Raw genomic sequence first — 18641 nt, 5'->3', positions numbered from 1 at the left:
ATTCTCAGGATTTGGCTGGGGGTTTACGCAACAGACTGGCCGCCATCACCGCCAGGAACAGCACACTGAGCAGCAACACCGCCCAAAGCCCGAACTTCTTCCAGTTGGTGTCAGCCGTCGCAGTGGTAACCGCTGGCGATACCGGCGTCACCACCGCCCCGCCATCAACCGTGGCCTTGCCCAACGTCGCAAATTTGGCCGGGCTGTAATCCGGAATCAACGTCGACAACGGCAAATTCGCCGTCTTCACTGTCGCACTGCCCAGCGCCAACGTATACGGCCCGGCGCCACGCGCCAGAAACACCACTTGCGTCGAACGCACGGCGAACTTCACGGTCGGCGCCGCAGCGCCCAAGCCACCACCGCGTTCATCCACGCTCAGCTTCAACTGCTGCACGGTTTGCCCCGGCAACTGCAATTCGTTTTGCACCACATCCTGGCCATTTTGGGTCAGGCGATAGAGCAACCCGCTGCTCAGTGGCTGCCAAGGCAAACTGCTCTCGCGTCGCCCGGACAAGGTCACCGGCGCCAGGCTGTTGGGCTGGCTCAAGTCGACCTGGACCCGCTCGACATTCAGCCCCATCGGCAACTGCCAGGTGTATTCACCGGCCTTCACGCTGGTGCCAGCCAACGGTTGCGACCAGACCAACGGCAGCGGCAGGCTGTGGGTACTGGCGCTTTCCAGTTGTGCCGAAGTCAGCACCGGCGCCGATTGCGGGGTGTTCCACAGCAAGCGCAGATAGCGCGCCGACTGCCCCGGCAAACCGACTTCATGTTGCTCGACCCGTTCGTCGGCAAACGACAACCGCGCCACCTGCCCTTCGCCCCACGACTGCCAATGCTGCAAGTCGTCGCTGGCTTCGATACTGAAACGCTGGAAGCCCTCGCGCTCGCTGGTCCAGTCGAGGATCAACTGCTGCAACGGCGCCTTGATCGCGCTCGCGTCGAGCAACCAGCCGCGCAGCACTTCTTCGCCGGCCTCCAGTTGAGTCGATGGCTGCACTTCCACCAGCGTGCCGTTGGCGCTCGATTGCACGCGCACGCTCGGCGCACGTTCGGTGGCGTCTGCCGAGCTGTACAGCGGGAACCACTTCACGTCGGTCACGGTACGATTTTCGGCGGACTGCGCGGTTTCCCGGGCCACGGCATAGGCCTGCGCCTCGCCGGCCGCGTTGAATACACGCACGTCGCTGAGATCGGTCTGCCGCGCGTTCAATTGCACGCTCAACGGTAGTTCGAGGCGATACCACGGGCCTTCGCCGCTCACGGACAACGGCACTTGCGTGCTGAAGTCCGCCGGTTTTTCTTGCGCGCTGGTGGACAGCGTCACGCCCAGCGCAACAGCACCCAACCAACCCAGGTTCAGCTTCTGACTCAAGACGACACTCCTTCGGTTTCCGGGTCCGGTTTTTCAGCATCCGGCGCAGCCTCGACGCGCTTGGGCGGCAACGGGGCGAAATAGCCCACCACCAGCAGCAACACGCCAACGCCGATAAACGAGACGATCCGGGCGAGTCCGCCACGGTTACTCAATTCAATGAAGAACAGTTTGGCCACCACCACGCCAATCAGCGCGGCGCCGATCAGCCAGACTTCACGGCGATGCCGCAGGTGGCCGCCGATCATCAGACCCAGCGCCATAAGGGTCCAGACGATCGATAGACCGGCCTGCACTTGCATCGATGCGAGCAGCAAATCCAGCTCAAACGGCACGCCACCCCAATGGTGGGCCGTACGCGTGACCACTGCGGAGAAAAAGACAAACAACGAAACACCGGCGATCAATTGCGTGGCGTGCTCGGCGTAAAACTTCGGCAGCGCAAATTGCGTCACCGCGCTGCGCGACCAGACGTAAACGCCGAACAACGCAAACAGCAGGCCCAATTCCAGCGGGTTGATCAGCGGCACGTAAGGCAGCGGCTCGGCGGTGCCGTCGCTGACACCGTTCGCCAACCAGAACCAGCCCAGCATCAGCAAGGCCAACGGCGCCGCCGCGTAGACACGGTATTCGCGCGGATACGCCGATACCGGCCATGGCCAGTTGCGTGGCGCGGCCGTCAACACCAAATACACACTCGGCAAAATCGCCCAGCCCAACCAGCGCCAGGCGTTGTACTGCTCGGACAACAGCAGCAAGCCGTAACGCAGCTCCAGCGCCAGCACACCGATCAACAACCAGCAGCCGAGCACATGGGCAGTGCTGAGGGCGCGCGCCGGTAGCATCGGCGCCAAACGCCGCAGGGAGAAGAAGTGCACGGCAAATACCGCCGCCCACACCAGCCAGCCGAAGTTGGCCGCTGGGTGATAGCGCGAATGCCACGCGGCGACCAACACCAGCCCCGCCGCCGGAATCAGCAAGGTGCAGAGCAAGCCCAGCGCCGACCATTTCAGGCGCAGCGACAACAGCGTCCACAGCGCGACACTCAGTGCCGCGACCGCCAGCAGCAAGGTCGCTTGCAGATCCACAGGCGCAAAGCGCAGCACTTCACTGATCCACGCCAGCGCCCACCAGCCTGCGCCCCACACCAGCAGCAGTTCAGACAAGCGATTCAGGCTCAGTACATCGAACGCCGACCCGTGATTGCCCAGTTGCAAGCGCCAGGCGCCAACCAGTGCGGCCAAACCGAGCACCAGCGGCGTCCAGAAACCGCTGTGGGCCAAAGGCTTCAGACCTTCGCTGGCCAACGGCCCGAGCAAGTCCGGCCCGGCAAACAGGAACGCCGCGCCACCGATCACCTGCAACAGCAGACCGAAGACAAAACTCACGCGCTGCTTGAGGTACAGACTCAGCCAAATGATGAACAAACCGCTGGCGGCCCACACCGCACTCGCGGTTTGCCATGGCAGCACGAACAGCACGGCGAGGTTGATCAGCACCAGACCGGCCAGCAAAATCACCGACAAACCACGCAGCAAGCGCGCATCGTTGCGCACCATCTCATCGCGGGCTGCCAGCAACATGCCGGCGATCAACGCCAGGCCAATCAGCGAGGCACTGAGTAAACCGCTCCAGCCAGCGCTGAACACCGCGGCGGAACCATCGCTTGTCCCGTGCAACCGCAACAGGAACAACGCGCCGCCGAGCAATTGCACGGCAAACGCGGTGAACAGGAACGTGCGCGATTGCAGGCGCAGGCCAATAAACAACGTCGCCAACCCGGCCAGCGCCCAGCTGATCGCCGTGCCGTGGGTGAGGAAGAACAGCGGCGCCAGCAAATAAAGGAACATCAGACCGAGGCAAGCCAACACCGGCAAGCCTTGGCGCTCCCACTTCGAGGCCTGCTCCGGCAAGGCTTTGCGCAATTGGTAGAAGCTGAACAGCAACGCCACGCCGAGCATCAATGCGCCCAGTGGCGAACCGTCCAACAGGCTGCTTTCGCCGGTCTGCAACTTACTGAGAAACGCCAGCGCAGAACCGAGTTGCAGCAGCAAGGCGAAAGCGCGAGCCAGCGGTCGTTGCTGACGCAGGCCGAGCCAGAAGATCCCCGCGCCCTCCACCGCCCAAGCCGCAGCAGTCCAACGCGCGTCGAGGCCCAAGGGGATCGCCAGGCTGGCGAAGATCACTCCGAGTGCAAGACAGGTTTCCGCCAGCAACAAGGCGCGACCGCCCATCAGCAATCGGGCCAGGCCCATATAGAGCATACCCAGCGCCAGCGCACTGAACGCGGCAGCGAACTCCAGATGCTGGACCAGCGCGAATTGCAAACCGAAGCCCACCAGCGGCGGCCCGAACAGCATCGTGCCGTCGACGTAATCGCCCTTGCGCGCCGACCAGTGCAGCAATGCCTGACGACTCTCGTCTTCAGGCGAGTCGCTCATCTCCAACAACTTGCGCCGGGTAAACAACAGGCCAATGCCCAGGTACATCAGGAAGAACAGAATCAGGAATGGCTCGGTGCTCCACAGCAACTCCGGCGTGTAAGAACGCGCGCCCCAGGCGAAGCCGATGCCAAAGGTGCCGACAAAACCGATCAGGTTGAGTGGCCGCCAAGCCTTGAACCAGGCAATCGCGAGGATGCCGGTGTTGAGCAAGACGAAGTAGCTGAACAGCGCGACATGGCTACCAGCGCCGGTCGAGGTCAGGATCGGCGCGGCGAAACCGCCCAGTGCGGCGACGCAGGCCAGGGCCAGGGAATCCTGGGTGATCGCCAGAATCGCCGAGAACACCGTCACCGCGACCAGCAGGCCCAGGGCCGCCGTCGGGTCGAGTATCGGGTGCAAGCGCATTGCGGCGAACACCGTCAGGTACAACACGGCGATCCCGGTACCTTGCAACATCAGCGCAAATTGGTTGTTGCGATGACGCAGCCACCAGCCCAATGCGAGCAAGCCCAAAGCACTGGCGGCGACACCGGCGTAACGCATCTCGATCGGCACCACCATGCCTTCGGTGGCGTAGCGCAGCAGGAACGCCAGACCGAGGAACAACAGCACCACGCCAACCCGCAGCACGGTGTTGCCACCGAACAGCCAGTTGCGCGCACCGTTGATGGCGCGGTCGAAAACGTTAGGTTCGCGCGGGGCTGCCGGTTGTCGCGGTTCGCGAGCGATCGGTTCCGGCGTCCAGACATCGGCCGGCAGCGGACGGCTGGTTTCGGAGGCCGTGGCGGTGATCGGTTCGAGTCCGGGCGGGAGTTCCCAGAGTAGCTCCGGGGAGTCGACGGGGGGATCGACGGGGATGTCGTCGAGAATGAATTCAGGGGATGCGACGGGCTCACTGACAACTGGCTCACTGGTTTCCGGTGCCTTGAAGCCAGCCCCTTCCAGCAATATCAGTCGTTGCAGCAATGTATTGAGCGCCACCTGCGTCTGCTCGAGCAAACGGTGCTGCTCGGCAGCTTGCTTGCCCAAACGGCCAATGCGAAAGGCTTGGCCAATGCCTAACCCGAACAAAGCACCCAACAGCGCATCGATGAACGACTCGTCGAGTATCCAGCCCAGCGCCAAGCCAATCAGCATCAAAATCCATTGCATGGTCGATATCCCTAAGCGGCCCATTGCCGAGCAAGTCCAGAAGCCTTGTGGTGTTTGTGCTGACGTCTTCGACTTGCCCGCGAAGGCGTTCTCGCAGACGCCACTGAAACATCCGGCAAAACTGACGCTTAGTATATCGATCCGGCCCAACAGGCGTTGGGCCTTGCTCGCAATTATTGCTAAAAGTTACTCCAACGCCTTCCAGATTTCCGTCGCGTACTCACGAATCGTCCGGTCCGACGAGAACCAGCCCATGCGCGCCGTGTTCAACACCGCCGAACGCCACCAGGCTTGAGAATCATGCCAGTGCGCCTCGACGCGCATCTGGGCGTCCCAGTAGGAGTCAAAATCGGCGCAAACCAGGAAGCGGTCATAGTCGATCAGCGAATCGATCAAACCTGCATAACGGGACGGATCATCCGGCGAGAACACCCCGCCACGAATCGCTTGTAGCACGTCATTAAGTCGATGGGACGCCGCAATATCCGGCGTCGCATTGAACTCATGATTTTGCTTGCGCGCTTCCACCTGCTGAGCGCTAAGGCCGAAGATGAACATGTGCTCGGCGCCGATCCGTTCGCACATCTCCACGTTGGCGCCGTCGAGGGTGCCGATGGTCAGCGCGCCGTTGAGGCCGAATTTCATGTTGCTGGTGCCCGAGGCCTCGAAGCCGGCTGTGGAAATCTGCTCCGACAAATCCGCCGCCGGAATGATGCTCTCCGCCAGGCTGACGTTGTAGTTGGGCAGGAACACCACCTTGAGCAAACCACGCACCGTCGGGTCGTTGTTCACCACCCGGGCGATGTCGTTGGTCAGTTTGATGATCAGCTTGGCCTGGTGATAACTGGCCGCCGCCTTGCCGGCGAAGATCTTCACGCGCGGCACCCAGTCGATTTCCGGCTCGGCACGAATCGCCTGGTACAGCGCGACGGTGTGCAGCAGGTTGAGCAACTGCCGTTTGTATTCGTGGATCCGCTTGACCTGCACGTCGAACATCGCCGCCGGGTTGACCGCGATGCCCAACCGTTCGTGAATCAGGTACGCCAGGGCTTTCTTGCTGTGCAGCCGCTGATCTGCGAAGGCCTTGCGAAATGCAGTCTTCTCGGCGAACGGTTCCAGTTCGATCAGCCGCTGCTCGGCGTTATCCAATAGATCGGGACCCAGGGCGTCGACCATCATCGCCGTCAGCTCGGGGTTGGCCTGGTAGAGCCAGCGGCGGAAGGTGATGCCGTTGGTCTTGTTGTTGATCCGATCCGGGTAGAGCTTGTGCAGTTCGGAAAACACAGTCTTGCGCATCAGCTGCGTGTGCAGCCCGGATACGCCGTTGACGCTGTGGGAACCGAGGAACGCCAGGTTGCCCATACGCACGCGGCGGCCGTTGTCTTCTTCAATCAGTGACACCGCGCGCAACACGTCAAAGTCGTGGATGCCTTTGGCCCGCAGCGAATCGATGTGCTGGGCGTTGATCAGGTAAATGATCTGCATGTGCCGCGGCAGCATGCGTTCCATCAAACCGACCGGCCAGGTTTCCAGCGCTTCTGGCAGCAAGGTGTGGTTGGTGTACGAAAGTGTGTCGACCGTCACCTGCCACGCGGCATCCCACGCAACATCGTAGACGTCGACCAGTTGGCGCATCAGTTCGGCCACGGCAATTGAGGGGTGAGTGTCGTTGAGCTGGATCGCCGCGTGGTCGCCCAGGGTCAGCACCGAGGTGTGCATGTTGCGATGGCGGCGCAGCAAATCCTGCAGGGACGCGGCGACGAAGAAGTATTCCTGACGCAGGCGCAGTTCCTGGCCGGCTTCGGTGCTGTCCGCCGGGTACAGCACGCGGGAAATACTTTCGGCCCGGGCCACTTCGGCCACAGCGCCCAAGTGGTCGCCGGCGTTGAAGCGCTCCAGATGCAAATCTTCCATGGCGCGGGCACGCCACAGGCGCAGGGTGTTGACGCTCGCACCGCGCCAGCCGACCACCGGGGTGTCGTAAGCAATGGCCCGCACGGTTTCTGCCGGGGTCCAGACCTGGCGAGACTTGCCGGCCTCGTCGGTCACGGTTTCGACACTGCCGCCGAAGCCGATCGGGTAGACGACTTCCGGCCGCTCGAACTCCCACGGGTTACCGAAATCCAGCCAGTGTTCGGTCTGCTCCTGCTGCCAGCCATCAACGATGGCCTGGCGGAACAACCCATGTTCATAACGAATGCCATAACCATGGCCGGCGATGCCGAGGGTCGACATGCTTTCCATGAAGCACGCGGCCAGGCGACCGAGGCCGCCGTTGCCGAGCGCCGCATCGGGCTCCAGCAGGCGGATGCGTTCCAGATCGACGCCGAGTTCGGTCAGCGCCTCGCGGGCAACGTCCAGCAGGCCGAGGTTGCTCAAGCTGTCGTAGAGCAAGCGGCCAATCAGGAATTCAAGGGAGAGGTAGTAAACCCGCTTCTGACCTTTGCGGTAGATCTGCCGCGTATGGTCCATCCAGTGCTCGACCATGTGATCGCGCGCGGCCAAGGCAATGGCTTCGAACCAGTCGTGGTCGAAGGCGTGATCCGGGTCTTTGCCCACCGCGTAGGTGAGTTTGGTCAAGACGGCGTCGCGGAATGCGGCCACCTCTGCTTCGCGAACAAGTGGTTCTTGAGTCATCGATAGGACCTCGAGCGAGCTTGGAATTGTCTGAGCCTAGACGGTCTGACAGGCGGTATGGGCTCTGGTTCGGCAGTTTTTCCTGATAGTGCGAGATAGCTCGGCATTACGTTGGCATGTGGCTGAATCAATGCAGGGGCCGTGCCGGAACACACGGGTTATTTGGCGATATCGCAAAAAATCTGGCGAAAGGTTGTTCAAAAATCCACCAGTCCCGGTATGATCGCGCGCCCTGATGCACGCTGGTAACAACCGATGATGAAGTCCAACCTGATCGCCGCCGCGGAGATCGACCGCCTCGATACCTGGGCCAAGTACTCTGCCCCGATGTGCGGCTCCTGCGTGTCCAGCTGCTGCACCTTGCCGGTTGAGGTCAAGATCAAGGATCTGATCCGTATCGGCATCGTCGACGAGTTCGAGCGCGGCGAACCGGCGAAGAACATCGCCAAGCGTTTGCAGAAGGAAGGGATCGTCGAGCGTTACAACCAGAAGTCCGAGATCTTCACCCTCCAGCGCATGAGCAACAACGATTGCCTGTACCTGGATCGTAAGAGCCGTCTGTGCACTATTTATGAAAAGCGCCCGGATACTTGCCGCAACCACCCGAAAATCGGCCCGCGGCCGGGGTATTGCGCTTACAAGCCTAAAGAAGTGGCGCGTGAGACCAGCAGTAGCCGTCGTACGCTCGAGAAGTTCTGATCCGGAATCTCGCCGTCTGACCGATTGCTTTCGCGGGCAAGCCTCGCTCCTACAAGGGAAACGCTAAACCTGTAGGAGCGAGGCTTGCCCGCGAAGGGGCCAGGTGAAACACCGCACAAACCCCAGACAAACAAAAACGCCCCCGACCTTGCGGTCGGGGGCGTTTTTTTAAGCCTTAACTAAGTCGAAACTCAGTTGCCGCTTTTCTTGGCAGCGCGGGTACGCTCGCTTTCGCCCAGGATCTTCTTACGAAGACGGATGGACTTAGGAGTGACTTCGCACAATTCGTCTTCTTGAACGAATTCCAGAGCTTGTTCCAGGGTGAAACGGATAGGCGGAACCAGAGCGATGGTTTCGTCTTTACCCGAGGCACGCATGTTGTCGAGCTTCTTGCCTTTGGTTGGGTTGACGCCCAGGTCGTTGTCGCGGCTGTTGATGCCGACGATTTGACCTTCGTACACGTCTTCGCCGTGACCCAGGAACAGTTTGCCGCGAGCCTGCAGGGTTTCCAGCGAGTAAGTCAGAGCCTTACCGGTAGCAACCGAAACCAGCACGCCGTTCTGACGGCCGGACATGTCGCCGGACTTCATCACGTCGTAACGGTCGAAGATCGAGGTCAGGATGCCTGCACCGGAGGTCAGGGTCAGGAACTCGTTACGGAAACCGATCAAGCCACGAGCCGGGATGTTGTACTCAAGGCGCACACGGCCCTTGCCATCCGGAACCATGTTGGTCAGATCGCCTTTACGGATACCGATCTGTTCCATGATCGAACCTTGCGATTCTTCTGGCAGGTCGATGGTCACGTTTTCGTACGGTTCGTGCTTGACGCCGTCAACCATACGGATGATCACTTCCGGACGACCAACACCCATTTCGAAGCCTTCGCGACGCATGGTTTCGATCAGTACCGAGAGGTGCAGCTCACCACGGCCGGAGACTTTGAACTTGTCGGCGGTGTCGCCTTCTTCAACGCGCAGGGCAACGTTGTAGAGCAGTTCTTTGTCCAGACGCTCTTTGATGTTACGGCTGGTGACGAACTTGCCTTCACGGCCGCAGAACGGCGAGTCGTTAACCTGGAAGGTCATCGAAACGGTTGGTTCGTCAACGGTCAGCGGCTTCATCGCTTCAACGTTCTGTGGGTCGCACAGGGTGTCGGAGATGAACAGCTGGTCGAAGCCGCTGATGCAGACGATGTCGCCGGCAGCTGCTTCTTCAACGTCGATGCGGTGCAGACCGTGGTGACCCATCAGCTTCAGGATACGGCCGTTACGGCGTTTGCCATCAGCATCGATAGCCACAACCGGGGTGTTCGGCTTGACGCGACCACGAGCGATACGGCCAACGCCGATAATGCCCAGGAAGCTGTTGTAGTCCAGTGCCGAGATTTGCATCTGGAACGGACCGTCACGGTCAACTTTCGGTGCTGGTACGTTGTCGACGATCGACTGGTACAGCGGGGTCATGTCTTCAGCCATGTCGGTGTGTTCCAGACCGGCAATGCCGTTCAGGGCCGAGGCGTAGACAACTTTGAAGTCCAGCTGTTCTTCGGTAGCACCGAGGTTGTCGAACAGGTCGAAGATCTGGTCCAGAACCCAGTCCGGACGTGCGCCTGGACGGTCAACCTTGTTGATAACCACGATTGGACGCAGGCCGGCTTCGAAAGCCTTCTTGGTCACGAAACGGGTTTGCGGCATAGGGCCGTCTTGAGCGTCAACCAGCAGCAGAACGGAGTCAACCATCGACATTACGCGTTCAACTTCGCCGCCGAAGTCGGCGTGGCCCGGGGTGTCCACGATGTTGATGTGGTAGCCGTTCCAGTTGATGGCGGTGTTTTTCGCCAGAATGGTAATACCGCGCTCTTTCTCCTGGTCGTTGGAGTCCATCACGCGCTCGTCGTTGAGCTCGTTGCGCTCCAGGGTGCCGGATTGACGCAAGAGTTTGTCTACCAGGGTGGTTTTACCATGGTCAACGTGAGCAATGATGGCGATGTTGCGTAGATTTTCGATCACTTGTGTATCTCGATCAGAGGATTCGGTGTGCTGACAAGTCTTGGCAGCGATTAACAGTAGAGTCCGGCAAAGCCGTTACAGCTTGACGGCGGCGTCGGGGGGCCGGTGACGCAGGCCACAGGCAAACAGCCCCGGGCACTTAGCTCGGTCGATAAACGCGCACATTGGCATGCCCCTCACTGAGCAAATGGTGGGCATGCAGGCGACTCATCACGCCTTTGTCGCAATACAGCAGGTACTGGCGAGTAGGGTCCAGTTCCTTGAAACGAGCGTTCAATGCATAAAACGGCATCGTCTGTACCTCAATGCCAGCCAGTTCCAGCGGCTCGTCTTCAGCGGCATCCGGGTGACGGATGTCGATGATGATCTGGCCCGCCAGAGCTTCGCTGACTTCTTCGATCTGCAAGTCCTGGCCCAATTCGTCGATCACGCGATCGATCGGTACCAGTTTGGCGTTCTCGAGCGCACGCTCAAGGACTGCCATGTCGAACTGTTGTTCTTCGTACTCCACGCGGTTGCGCTTGGCGTGGGTCTTTGGGTTCACCGAGATGACCCCGCAGTATTCCGGCATGTGCTTGGCGAAGTCGGCAGTGCCGATTTCGGTGGCCAGGTCGATGATGTCCTGCTTGTGACTGGCGATCAGCGGGCGCAAGACCAGCTTCTCGGTCACGCAGTCGATCAACGACAGGTTCGGCAGCGTCTGGCTCGAAACCTGGGAGATCGCTTCACCGGTCACCAGCGCATCGATGTCCAGCCGGTCGGCAATCTTCGATGCAGCGCGCAACATCATACGCTTCAAAACTACGCCCATATGACTGTTATCGACTTTCCCGAGAATTTCTCCCAGTACTTCCTCGAACGGCACACTGACAAATAACACGCGTTGGGAGCTGCCGTACTTCTTCCAGATGAAGTGCGCGACTTCCATAACGCCCAGTTCATGGGCTCGTCCGCCCAGATTAAAGAAGCAGAAATGGCTCATCAGGCCACGGCGCATGATCTGGTAGGCGGCGACTGTCGAGTCAAAGCCGCCGGACATCAGCACGAGCGTCTGCTCCAGCGCTCCCAGCGGATAACCGCCGATACTGTTGTGCTGGCTGTGGATCACGTACAACCGTTGGTCGCGAATTTCGATGCGAACTTCGATTTCCGGCTCTTTCAGGGAAATCCCGGCGGCACCGCACTGACGACGCAGTTGGCTGCCGACGTATTTTTCCACGTCCATGGACGAGAACGTGTGGTGCCCGCCGCGCTTGCAGCGCACCGAAAAGATCTTCCCGGCCAACGCATCGCCATAGTGCTGCTTGCACTTGGCAACGATGTCGTCGAAGTCACCCAACGGGTATTCGTCGACCTGCAGGAAATGCGCGATGCCCGGCATGCAGCTCAGGCGCTCGGTCATCTCCTTCAGGGCTTTGGGCTCGCTGACGCGGGTTTCCAGCTCGAGGTTGTCCCACACGCCGTTCACCACCACAGCCGGGTCCAGATCGCGGAGCACAGCACGGATGTTCTTGGCCAACTGGCGGATGAAACGCATCCGTACCGGGCGGCTCTTGATGGTGATCTCGGGAAAGACTTTTACGATTAGTTTCATGAAAACAGCGCGCGCTGGGCCAGCCGAAAAAGGGGGGCGCGGATTATAGCGGAAATTGCTCAAGGTTTAACCAGTTAATATGCAGAAGGTTTCGAACGCACCAAAACAGGTCATTTATGGAATTAGACGCTACATTACAGGGCGGTAATTTCAGCTTTGCGGCGCAATAAGCCTCTATAAGCGTGATATTGGGGCAAAAAACCCATGGTGGGGCACTGGCATGCAATTTGCTCCCTTGTGAGGCAGGTTGCCATGGCAGAGTATTCGCGCCGGCATCACCCACATTCTAAGGGCATCCACTACTAAGCCCGAAGCCACCCGGAGGACACTATGTCGAAGTCGGTTCAACTCATCAAAGATCATGACGTCAAGTGGATTGATCTGCGCTTCACGGACACCAAAGGCACTCAGCACCACGTGACCATGCCGGCTCGCGACGCGCTGGATGATGCTTTCTTCGAAGAAGGCAAAATGTTCGACGGTTCCTCCATTGCTGGCTGGAAAGGCATCGAAGCCTCCGACATGATTCTGATGCCGGACGACAGCACTGCCGTTCTCGACCCGTTCACCGAAGAGCCAACCCTGATCCTGGTTTGCGACGTGATCGAGCCTTCGACCATGCAAGGCTACGACCGTGACCCACGTGCGATCGCCAAGCGTGCCGAGGAATACCTGAAGTCGACTGGTATCGGCGACACCGTATTCGTAGGTCCGGAGCCAGAGTTCTTCATCTTCGACCAAGTGAAGTTCAAGTCCGACATCTCCGGTTCGATGTTCAAAATCTACTCCGAACAAGGTTCGTGGATGTCCGACCAGGACGTGGAAGGCGGCAACCGCGGCCACCGTCCAGGCGTCAAGGGTGGTTACTTCCCGGTTCCGCCATTCGACCACGACCACGAAATCCGTACCTCCATGTGCAACGCCATGGAAGAGATGGGCCTGACCATCGAAGTTCACCACCACGAAGTGGCGACTGCCGGCCAGAACGAAATCGGCGTGAAGTTCAACACCCTGGTTGCCAAGGCTGACGAAGTTCAAACCCTGAAGTACTGCGTACACAACGTTGCTGATGCATACGGCCGCACCGCGACCTTCATGCCTAAGCCTCTGTACGGCGACAACGGTTCGGGTATGCACGTTCACCTGTCCATCGCTAAAGATGGCAAGAACACCTTCGCTGGCGAAGGCTATGCCGGCCTGTCCGATACCGCCCTGTACTTCATCGGCGGCATCATCAAGCACGGTAAGGCCCTGAACGGCTTCACCAACCCGTCGACCAACTCCTACAAGCGTCTGGTCCCAGGTTTCGAAGCTCCGGTAATGCTGGCCTACTCGGCTCGCAACCGTTCCGCTTCGATCCGTATTCCTTACGTGTCCAGCCCTCGCGCTCGCCGTATCGAAGCTCGCTTCCCGGATCCAGCAGCTAACCCGTACCTGGGCTTCGCTGCACTGTTGATGGCTGGCCTGGACGGCATCCAGAACAAGATCCACCCTGGCGACGCAGCTGACAAAAACCTGTACGACCTGCCGCCTGAAGAGGCGAAAGAGATCCCACAAGTTTGCGGCAGCCTGAAAGAAGCCCTGGAAGAGCTGGACAAAGGTCGCGCGTTCCTGACCAAAGGCGGCGTGTTCTCCGATGACTTCATCGACGCTTACATCGCTCTGAAAAGCGAAGAAGAAATCAAGGTCCGCACCTTCGTACACCCACTGGAATATGAGCTGTACTACAGCTGCTGATCCGGTAGCGCCTGCGCAAGCGGCGTGACAAAAAGAGGCCTCCTTCGGGAGGCCTTTTTTGTGCCCACGATTTAACGACTGACGACGACCCTATGTGGGAGCGGGCTTGCTCGCGAAAGCGGTGTGTCAGTCAACATCATTGCTATATGACACGCCGCCTTCGCGAGCAAGCCCGCTCCCACAGGGGGTTTGTGGCGCTTGGAGGATTTTGGTAAATCATGCCCAAATGTTAACCACTAGGGACAACCGCCACCCGTGACCTATGCTGCAATCCAACACCTTCGCTTGCGGTCAATCTTATGGGTCGTGGTTTTCTACTGATGTTGCTGTTGATCGCCCTGCCCGCCGCAGCGCAGATCTATAAGTACACCGACGCCGCCGGCAACACTGCATACAGCAATCAGCCGCCCGATGGCGTCAAAGCGCAGCCGGTTGAGTTGCCGCCGCTCAACAGCGTCGCACCCTCGGCGCCTACCGCTCCTCCTGCCGAAGCCACCAGCCGTGAACAATCCCGCAGCGCCTACGAGGTGCTTGAACTCACCGGCCTGCCCACCGAGGAAGCCCTGCGCGCCAACAACGGCACCTTCACCGTCAGCGTGCTGATCAAGCCACGCCTGCAAGGCCCGCATCTGTTCAGGCTGTTGCTGGACAACCAGCCTTACGGTCAACCGAGCAACGTGCCAATCCTGCAACTGGTGAACATAGATCGTGGCGAACACAGCCTCGCGGTACAGGTGATCAGTGGCGAAAACCTCGTGCAGCAAAGTCCAAGCGTGACCTTCACCGTGCAACGGGTGCATAAACCTTGAGGTGCTGGCTGCTGGTCGCCTGCCTGCTCGCCCTGCCGGCGACGGCGGATGTTTATACTTACGTCGACGCCCAGGGCAATCGGGTCTTTACCGACCAGCCACGCCCCGGCAACGCCAAGCGGGTGCCGCTGGCCACCAGCAATCGCATGTCCGCCAATCCGACCGGTGCCGCGCCGCTGGTTGCTGCGACCAAACCCGAAGAAAAGCCGCTGTTCCACTACGACATGCTCCGCGTGCTGGTGCCGGAACCGGACGCGACGATCCGTAGCAACGCCGGCGAATTGATCGTCAGCGTTACCAGCGAACCCGGACTGCAACGCGGCCACCGCTACCGTTTGTTACTCGACGGCCAGCCCACAGCAGAGCCAGGCCTCAGCCCGGTGTTCGCTTTGAGCAATATCGACCGCGGCAGTCATAACCTGTCGGTGGAAATCCTCGACGAACAGGGTCGCACCGTTGAGCGCACAGCCAATCAGCCGTTCAACATGCTCCGCACCTCTCTGGCGCAGAAGCGCCAGGTCAAGCCCTGCACCCTCACCGACTACGGCCAACGGCCGGAATGTCCGCTCAAAGACAAACCTCCCGAAGAGAAAAACCCCTTCCTGAAGTTCTTCTAACCTCGTTCAGCTTTGCGCACTATATTGGTGCAAACGGTTGCACCGTTCCCACTTGCAAACCCATTTTGGTTCGAAAGTACCCGCGAAAGCTGGCAGAACGCCACGCGATCGAGCGTTAAACGCCCGTTTCAGGCCTTAAACGCTTCTTTTCGGAGCTTTGGTTTGGTTTTTGCATTTTCCCCGCATCAGCGCTTAGTTCTTGCGCGCGCCCTGCTCCAAAAGAGGGAGTAGGGCGTGCTCACCGTAAATGGCGATCGCGCAAAGCCCCACGAGACGCAAGGCTAGGCACGAGGAGAGAAGTTTGGTTGCTTCAAATGAACGACAAGTAACGAAGAATTGCGTCTCGTGGGGCTTTGCCCTACGGGTTGGTGCTGTGATCGCGCCATGCTGCGTTGTAGGACTTGAAAAGGGAACGCCATTCTCTGCGTCCTACGCCTTGCCTGGCGCGATCACAGCGCCAACGCGATTCGCCATTTACGGTGAGCACGCCCTACTATGACCATTAGCGACGCACTGCATCGACTGCTACTCGACAACCTGACCACCGCGACCATCCTGCTCGACGCTGAACTGCGCCTTGAGTACATGAACCCGGCGGCGGAGATGCTGCTGGCCATCAGCGGCCAGCGTAGCCATGGGCAGTTCATCAGTGAGTTGTTCACCGAATCCACCGAGGCGTTGAACTCCTTGCGCCAAGCCGTCGAGCAGGCGCACCCGTTTACCAAGCGCGAAGCGATGCTCACCGCGCTCACCGGCCAAACCCTGACCGTCGACTACGCGGTGACGCCGATCCTGAGTAACGGCGACACGATGCTGCTGCTGGAAGTCCACCCGCGTGACCGCTTGCTGCGGATCACCAAGGAGGAGGCGCAGCTGTCCAAGCAGGAAACCAGCAAGATGCTGGTACGCGGCCTCGCTCACGAAATAAAAAACCCGCTGGGCGGGATTCGCGGCGCCGCGCAATTGCTCGCCCGCCAGCTGCCGGAAGAAAGCCTGCGCGATTACACCAACGTCATCATCGAAGAAGCCGACCGCCTGCGAAACCTGGTGGACCGGATGCTCGGCTCGAACAAACTGCCGTCGCTGGCCATGTGCAACGTCCACGAAGTGCTGGAACGCGTCAGTCAGTTGGTGGAAGCCGAAAGCCAGGGCTGCATCACCTTGGTGCGTGACTACGACCCGAGCATTCCCGACGTATTGATCGACCGCGAACAAATGATTCAGGCCGTTCTGAACATCGTGCGCAACGCCATGCAGGCCATCAGCAGCCAGAACGAGCTGCGCCTGGGCCGCATCAGCCTGCGCACCCGCACCATGCGCCAGTTCACCATCGGCCATGTGCGCCATCGCCTGGTGACCAAGATCGAGATCATCGACAACGGCCCGGGCATTCCTGCGGATTTGCAGGAAACCATCTTCTTTCCCATGGTCAGCGGCCGCCCGGACGGTACCGGGCTGGGCCTGGCCATCACCCAGAACATCATCAGCCAGCACCAGGGCTTGATCGAGTGTGACAGCCACCCAGGCCACACCACTTTCTCGATCTTTCTGCCACTGGAACAAGGAGCCACATCGACATGAGCCGTAGTGAAACCGTGTGGATCGTCGATGACGACCGTTCTATCCGTTGGGTCCTGGAAAAAGCCTTGCAGCAAGAAGGCATGACCACGCAAAGCTTCGACAGCGCCGATGGCGTGATGAGCCGCCTGGCGCGCCAGCAGCCAGACGTGATCATCTCCGACATCCGCATGCCGGGTGCCAGCGGCCTGGACCTTCTGGCGCGGATTCGCGAACAACACCCACGGCTGCCGGTCATCATCATGACCGCCCACTCCGACCTGGACAGCGCTGTCGCCTCCTATCAGGGTGGCGCGTTCGAATACCTGCCCAAGCCGTTCGATGTCGATGAAGCGGTGTCCCTGGTCAAGCGCGCCAATCAGCACGCTCAGGAACAGCAAGGCCTGGAAGTCCCGGTCGCCCTGACCCGCACCCCGGAAATCATCGGTGAAGCGCCGGCGATGCAGGAAGTGTTTCGCGCCATCGGGCGCTTGAGCCACTCCAACATCACCGTGTTGATCAACGGCGAATCCGGTACCGGTAAAGAACTGGTGGCCCACGCCCTACACCGTCACAGCCCCCGGGCGGCGTCGCCGTTCATTGCGTTGAACATGGCGGCGATTCCTAAAGATCTGATGGAATCCGAACTGTTCGGCCATGAGAAAGGCGCGTTCACCGGCGCGGCCAATCTGCGGCGCGGGCGTTTCGAACAGGCTGACGGCGGCACGTTGTTCCTCGATGAAATCGGCGACATGCCGGCGGACACCCAGACCCGTTTGCTGCGGGTGTTGGCGGACGGCGAGTTCTACCGCGTCGGCGGTCATACGCCGGTGAAGGTCGATGTGCGGATCATCGCTGCGACCCACCAGAATCTGGAAACCCTGGTGCACGCCGGGAAATTCCGTGAGGACTTGTTCCACCGTCTCAACGTGATCCGCATTCATATCCCACGGCTGTCGGACCGTCGCGAAGACATCCCGACCCTGGCCAAGCACTTCCTCAGCCGCGCCGCGCAAGAACTGGCGGTGGAGCCGAAGCTGCTGAAAAGCGAGACCGAGGAATACCTGAAGAACCTGCCGTGGGGCGGCAACGTGCGTCAGCTGGAGAACACCTGCCGCTGGATTACGGTGATGGCTTCGGGTCGCGAAGTGCACATCAGTGACCTGCCGCCAGAACTGCTGAACCTGCCGCAGGATTCGGCACCGGTGACCAACTGGGAGCAGGCGCTGCGTCAGTGGGCCGACCAGGCGTTGGCTCGCGGTCAGTCCAGCCTGCTCGACAGTGCTGTGCCGGCCTTCGAGCGGATCATGATCGAAACCGCCCTCAAACACACCGCCGGCCGCCGCCGTGATGCTGCGGTTTTGCTGGGTTGGGGGCGTAATACCCTGACGCGCAAGATCAAGGAATTGGGGATGAAGGTTGATGGCGGGGATGATGATGAGGGGGATGAGGGTTAGCGGTTTGTTAGCTTGAGGGTTGTTGTGTGCTCAGGATCCATCCCCCTCACCCCAGCCCTCTCCCCCACAGGGGAGAGGGGAAAGGGAGCCGATCTCGGGTGTCTTCGAAACTAGAGCTCGGCTCAATATTTCAGGTCGGCGTAGCTTGAACCAGCAACTCGGTCAGTCCCCTCTCCCTTTGGGAAAGGGTTAGGGTGAGGGCCACTGTGCACCGCATCAATGCACGATGACCCGTGATTGAGCACAGTCGGATCACCACATTCACTTGCGAAATCACTGAAAAACAAACCTTCCAAATGCACGAAAGCCCCGAATTCCGGGGCTTCCGCGTTTCTGAGCGGTTTTTTTGTTTCATCAGATTAAAACCTGGCACGCCCCCTGCAATAGTCCATTCAGTGATTCAGTTCACTACCCAGTTTCGGGGACCTTGGTACAGGCAGGCCGGGGATTCCCCTCTTTACACCGGGCTCACACCGCACAAGCGACGAGCCCACCCCCTTTTGGGGCCCTTGATACAGGCAGGTCAGGGGTTCCTTCTTTACATCGGG

11 protein-coding genes are annotated in these 18641 nt (G+C 59.9%); 6 read left to right on the top strand and 5 right to left on the bottom strand.

Translation table 11 applies throughout. The features are described 5' to 3' along the window. Positions 1-4 precede the first annotated feature (4 nt). The 3 genes from JFT87_RS06620 to JFT87_RS06610 all read right to left on the bottom strand — a co-directional run bounded on the left by JFT87_RS06620 (position 5) and on the right by JFT87_RS06610 (position 7611). Complete coding sequence (locus tag JFT87_RS06620) at positions 5-1378, bottom strand: DUF3999 domain-containing protein (RefSeq protein WP_201199861.1); 1374 nt, start codon at positions 1376-1378, stop codon at positions 5-7. After that, positions 1375-4974, bottom strand: a complete 3600-nt coding sequence (locus JFT87_RS06615; RefSeq protein WP_201199859.1) for a DUF2339 domain-containing protein — start codon at positions 4972-4974, stop codon at positions 1375-1377. The genes JFT87_RS06620 and JFT87_RS06615 overlap by 4 nt, the downstream gene beginning before the upstream one ends. 186 nt (positions 4975-5160) lie before the next feature. Continuing rightward, a complete protein-coding gene (locus JFT87_RS06610; RefSeq protein ID WP_201199857.1) occupies positions 5161-7611 on the bottom strand; it encodes a glycogen/starch/alpha-glucan phosphorylase in 2451 nt (816 codons plus the stop codon). Positions 7612-7869: 258 nt separating this feature from the next. On the opposite strand from JFT87_RS06610, the gene JFT87_RS06605 reads away from it, so the two are divergent. Continuing rightward, positions 7870-8310, top strand: a complete 441-nt coding sequence (locus JFT87_RS06605; RefSeq protein WP_149416955.1) for a YkgJ family cysteine cluster protein — start codon at positions 7870-7872, stop codon at positions 8308-8310. A gap of 191 nt (positions 8311-8501) precedes the next feature. On the opposite strand, the gene typA is transcribed toward JFT87_RS06605, so the two are convergent. Continuing rightward, positions 8502-10322: a translational GTPase TypA gene (gene typA, locus JFT87_RS06600; RefSeq protein ID WP_177088724.1), complete on the bottom strand. Its 1821-nt coding sequence runs from the start codon at positions 10320-10322 to the stop codon at positions 8502-8504. Positions 10323-10461: 139 nt separating this feature from the next. Further along, positions 10462-11916: a tRNA uracil 4-sulfurtransferase ThiI gene (gene thiI, locus JFT87_RS06595; RefSeq protein WP_201199855.1), complete on the bottom strand. Its 1455-nt coding sequence runs from the start codon at positions 11914-11916 to the stop codon at positions 10462-10464. Between the two features lie 330 nt (positions 11917-12246). Between thiI and glnA the strand changes: the two genes are divergently transcribed. The 5 genes from glnA (at position 12247) to ntrC (ending at position 18093) form a co-directional block, all read left to right on the top strand. Continuing rightward, a complete protein-coding gene (gene glnA / locus JFT87_RS06590; protein ID WP_123402596.1) occupies positions 12247-13653 on the top strand; it encodes a glutamate--ammonia ligase in 1407 nt (468 codons plus the stop codon). A gap of 299 nt (positions 13654-13952) precedes the next feature. After that, entirely contained in the window at positions 13953-14462 is a 510-nt protein-coding gene (locus JFT87_RS06585) for a DUF4124 domain-containing protein (protein WP_201199854.1), read from the top strand. Further along, positions 14459-15079 (top strand): DUF4124 domain-containing protein, encoded by a 621-nt coding sequence (locus JFT87_RS06580; protein ID WP_201199852.1) that lies wholly within the window; start codon positions 14459-14461, stop codon positions 15077-15079. Before JFT87_RS06585 ends, JFT87_RS06580 begins: the two co-directional genes overlap by 4 nt. Before the next feature lie 495 nt (positions 15080-15574). Then, a complete protein-coding gene (glnL, locus tag JFT87_RS06575) occupies positions 15575-16660 on the top strand; it encodes a nitrogen regulation protein NR(II) (protein WP_201199850.1) in 1086 nt (361 codons plus the stop codon). Then, entirely contained in the window at positions 16657-18093 is a 1437-nt protein-coding gene (gene ntrC / locus JFT87_RS06570; RefSeq protein WP_059406417.1) for a nitrogen regulation protein NR(I), read from the top strand. The genes glnL and ntrC overlap by 4 nt, the downstream gene beginning before the upstream one ends. The last annotated feature ends 548 nt before the right edge of the window (positions 18094-18641 follow it).

The organism is Pseudomonas sp. TH15, from assembly GCF_016651105.1.
Classification (GTDB): Bacteria; Pseudomonadota; Gammaproteobacteria; order Pseudomonadales; family Pseudomonadaceae; genus Aquipseudomonas.
Note: the sequence above shows the minus strand (reverse complement) of the source record. Positions and strands in the feature narration are given on the sequence as shown.

Excerpts from the sequence above, each read along its gene's own strand:
- ntrC (WP_059406417.1), top strand. The coding sequence starts at position 16,657 with ATGAGCCGTAGTGAAACCGTGTGGATCGTCGATGACGACCGTTCTATC.
- JFT87_RS06610 (WP_201199857.1), bottom strand. The coding sequence starts at position 7,611 with ATGACTCAAGAACCACTTGTTCGCGAAGCAGAGGTGGCCGCATTCCGC.
- JFT87_RS06605 (WP_149416955.1), top strand. The coding sequence starts at position 7,870 with ATGAAGTCCAACCTGATCGCCGCCGCGGAGATCGACCGCCTCGATACC.
- thiI (WP_201199855.1), bottom strand. The coding sequence starts at position 11,916 with ATGAAACTAATCGTAAAAGTCTTTCCCGAGATCACCATCAAGAGCCGC.
- glnA (WP_123402596.1), top strand. The coding sequence starts at position 12,247 with ATGTCGAAGTCGGTTCAACTCATCAAAGATCATGACGTCAAGTGGATT.
- JFT87_RS06615 (WP_201199859.1), bottom strand. The coding sequence starts at position 4,974 with ATGCAATGGATTTTGATGCTGATTGGCTTGGCGCTGGGCTGGATACTC.
- glnL (WP_201199850.1), top strand. The coding sequence starts at position 15,575 with ATGACCATTAGCGACGCACTGCATCGACTGCTACTCGACAACCTGACC.
- JFT87_RS06585 (WP_201199854.1), top strand. The coding sequence starts at position 13,953 with ATGGGTCGTGGTTTTCTACTGATGTTGCTGTTGATCGCCCTGCCCGCC.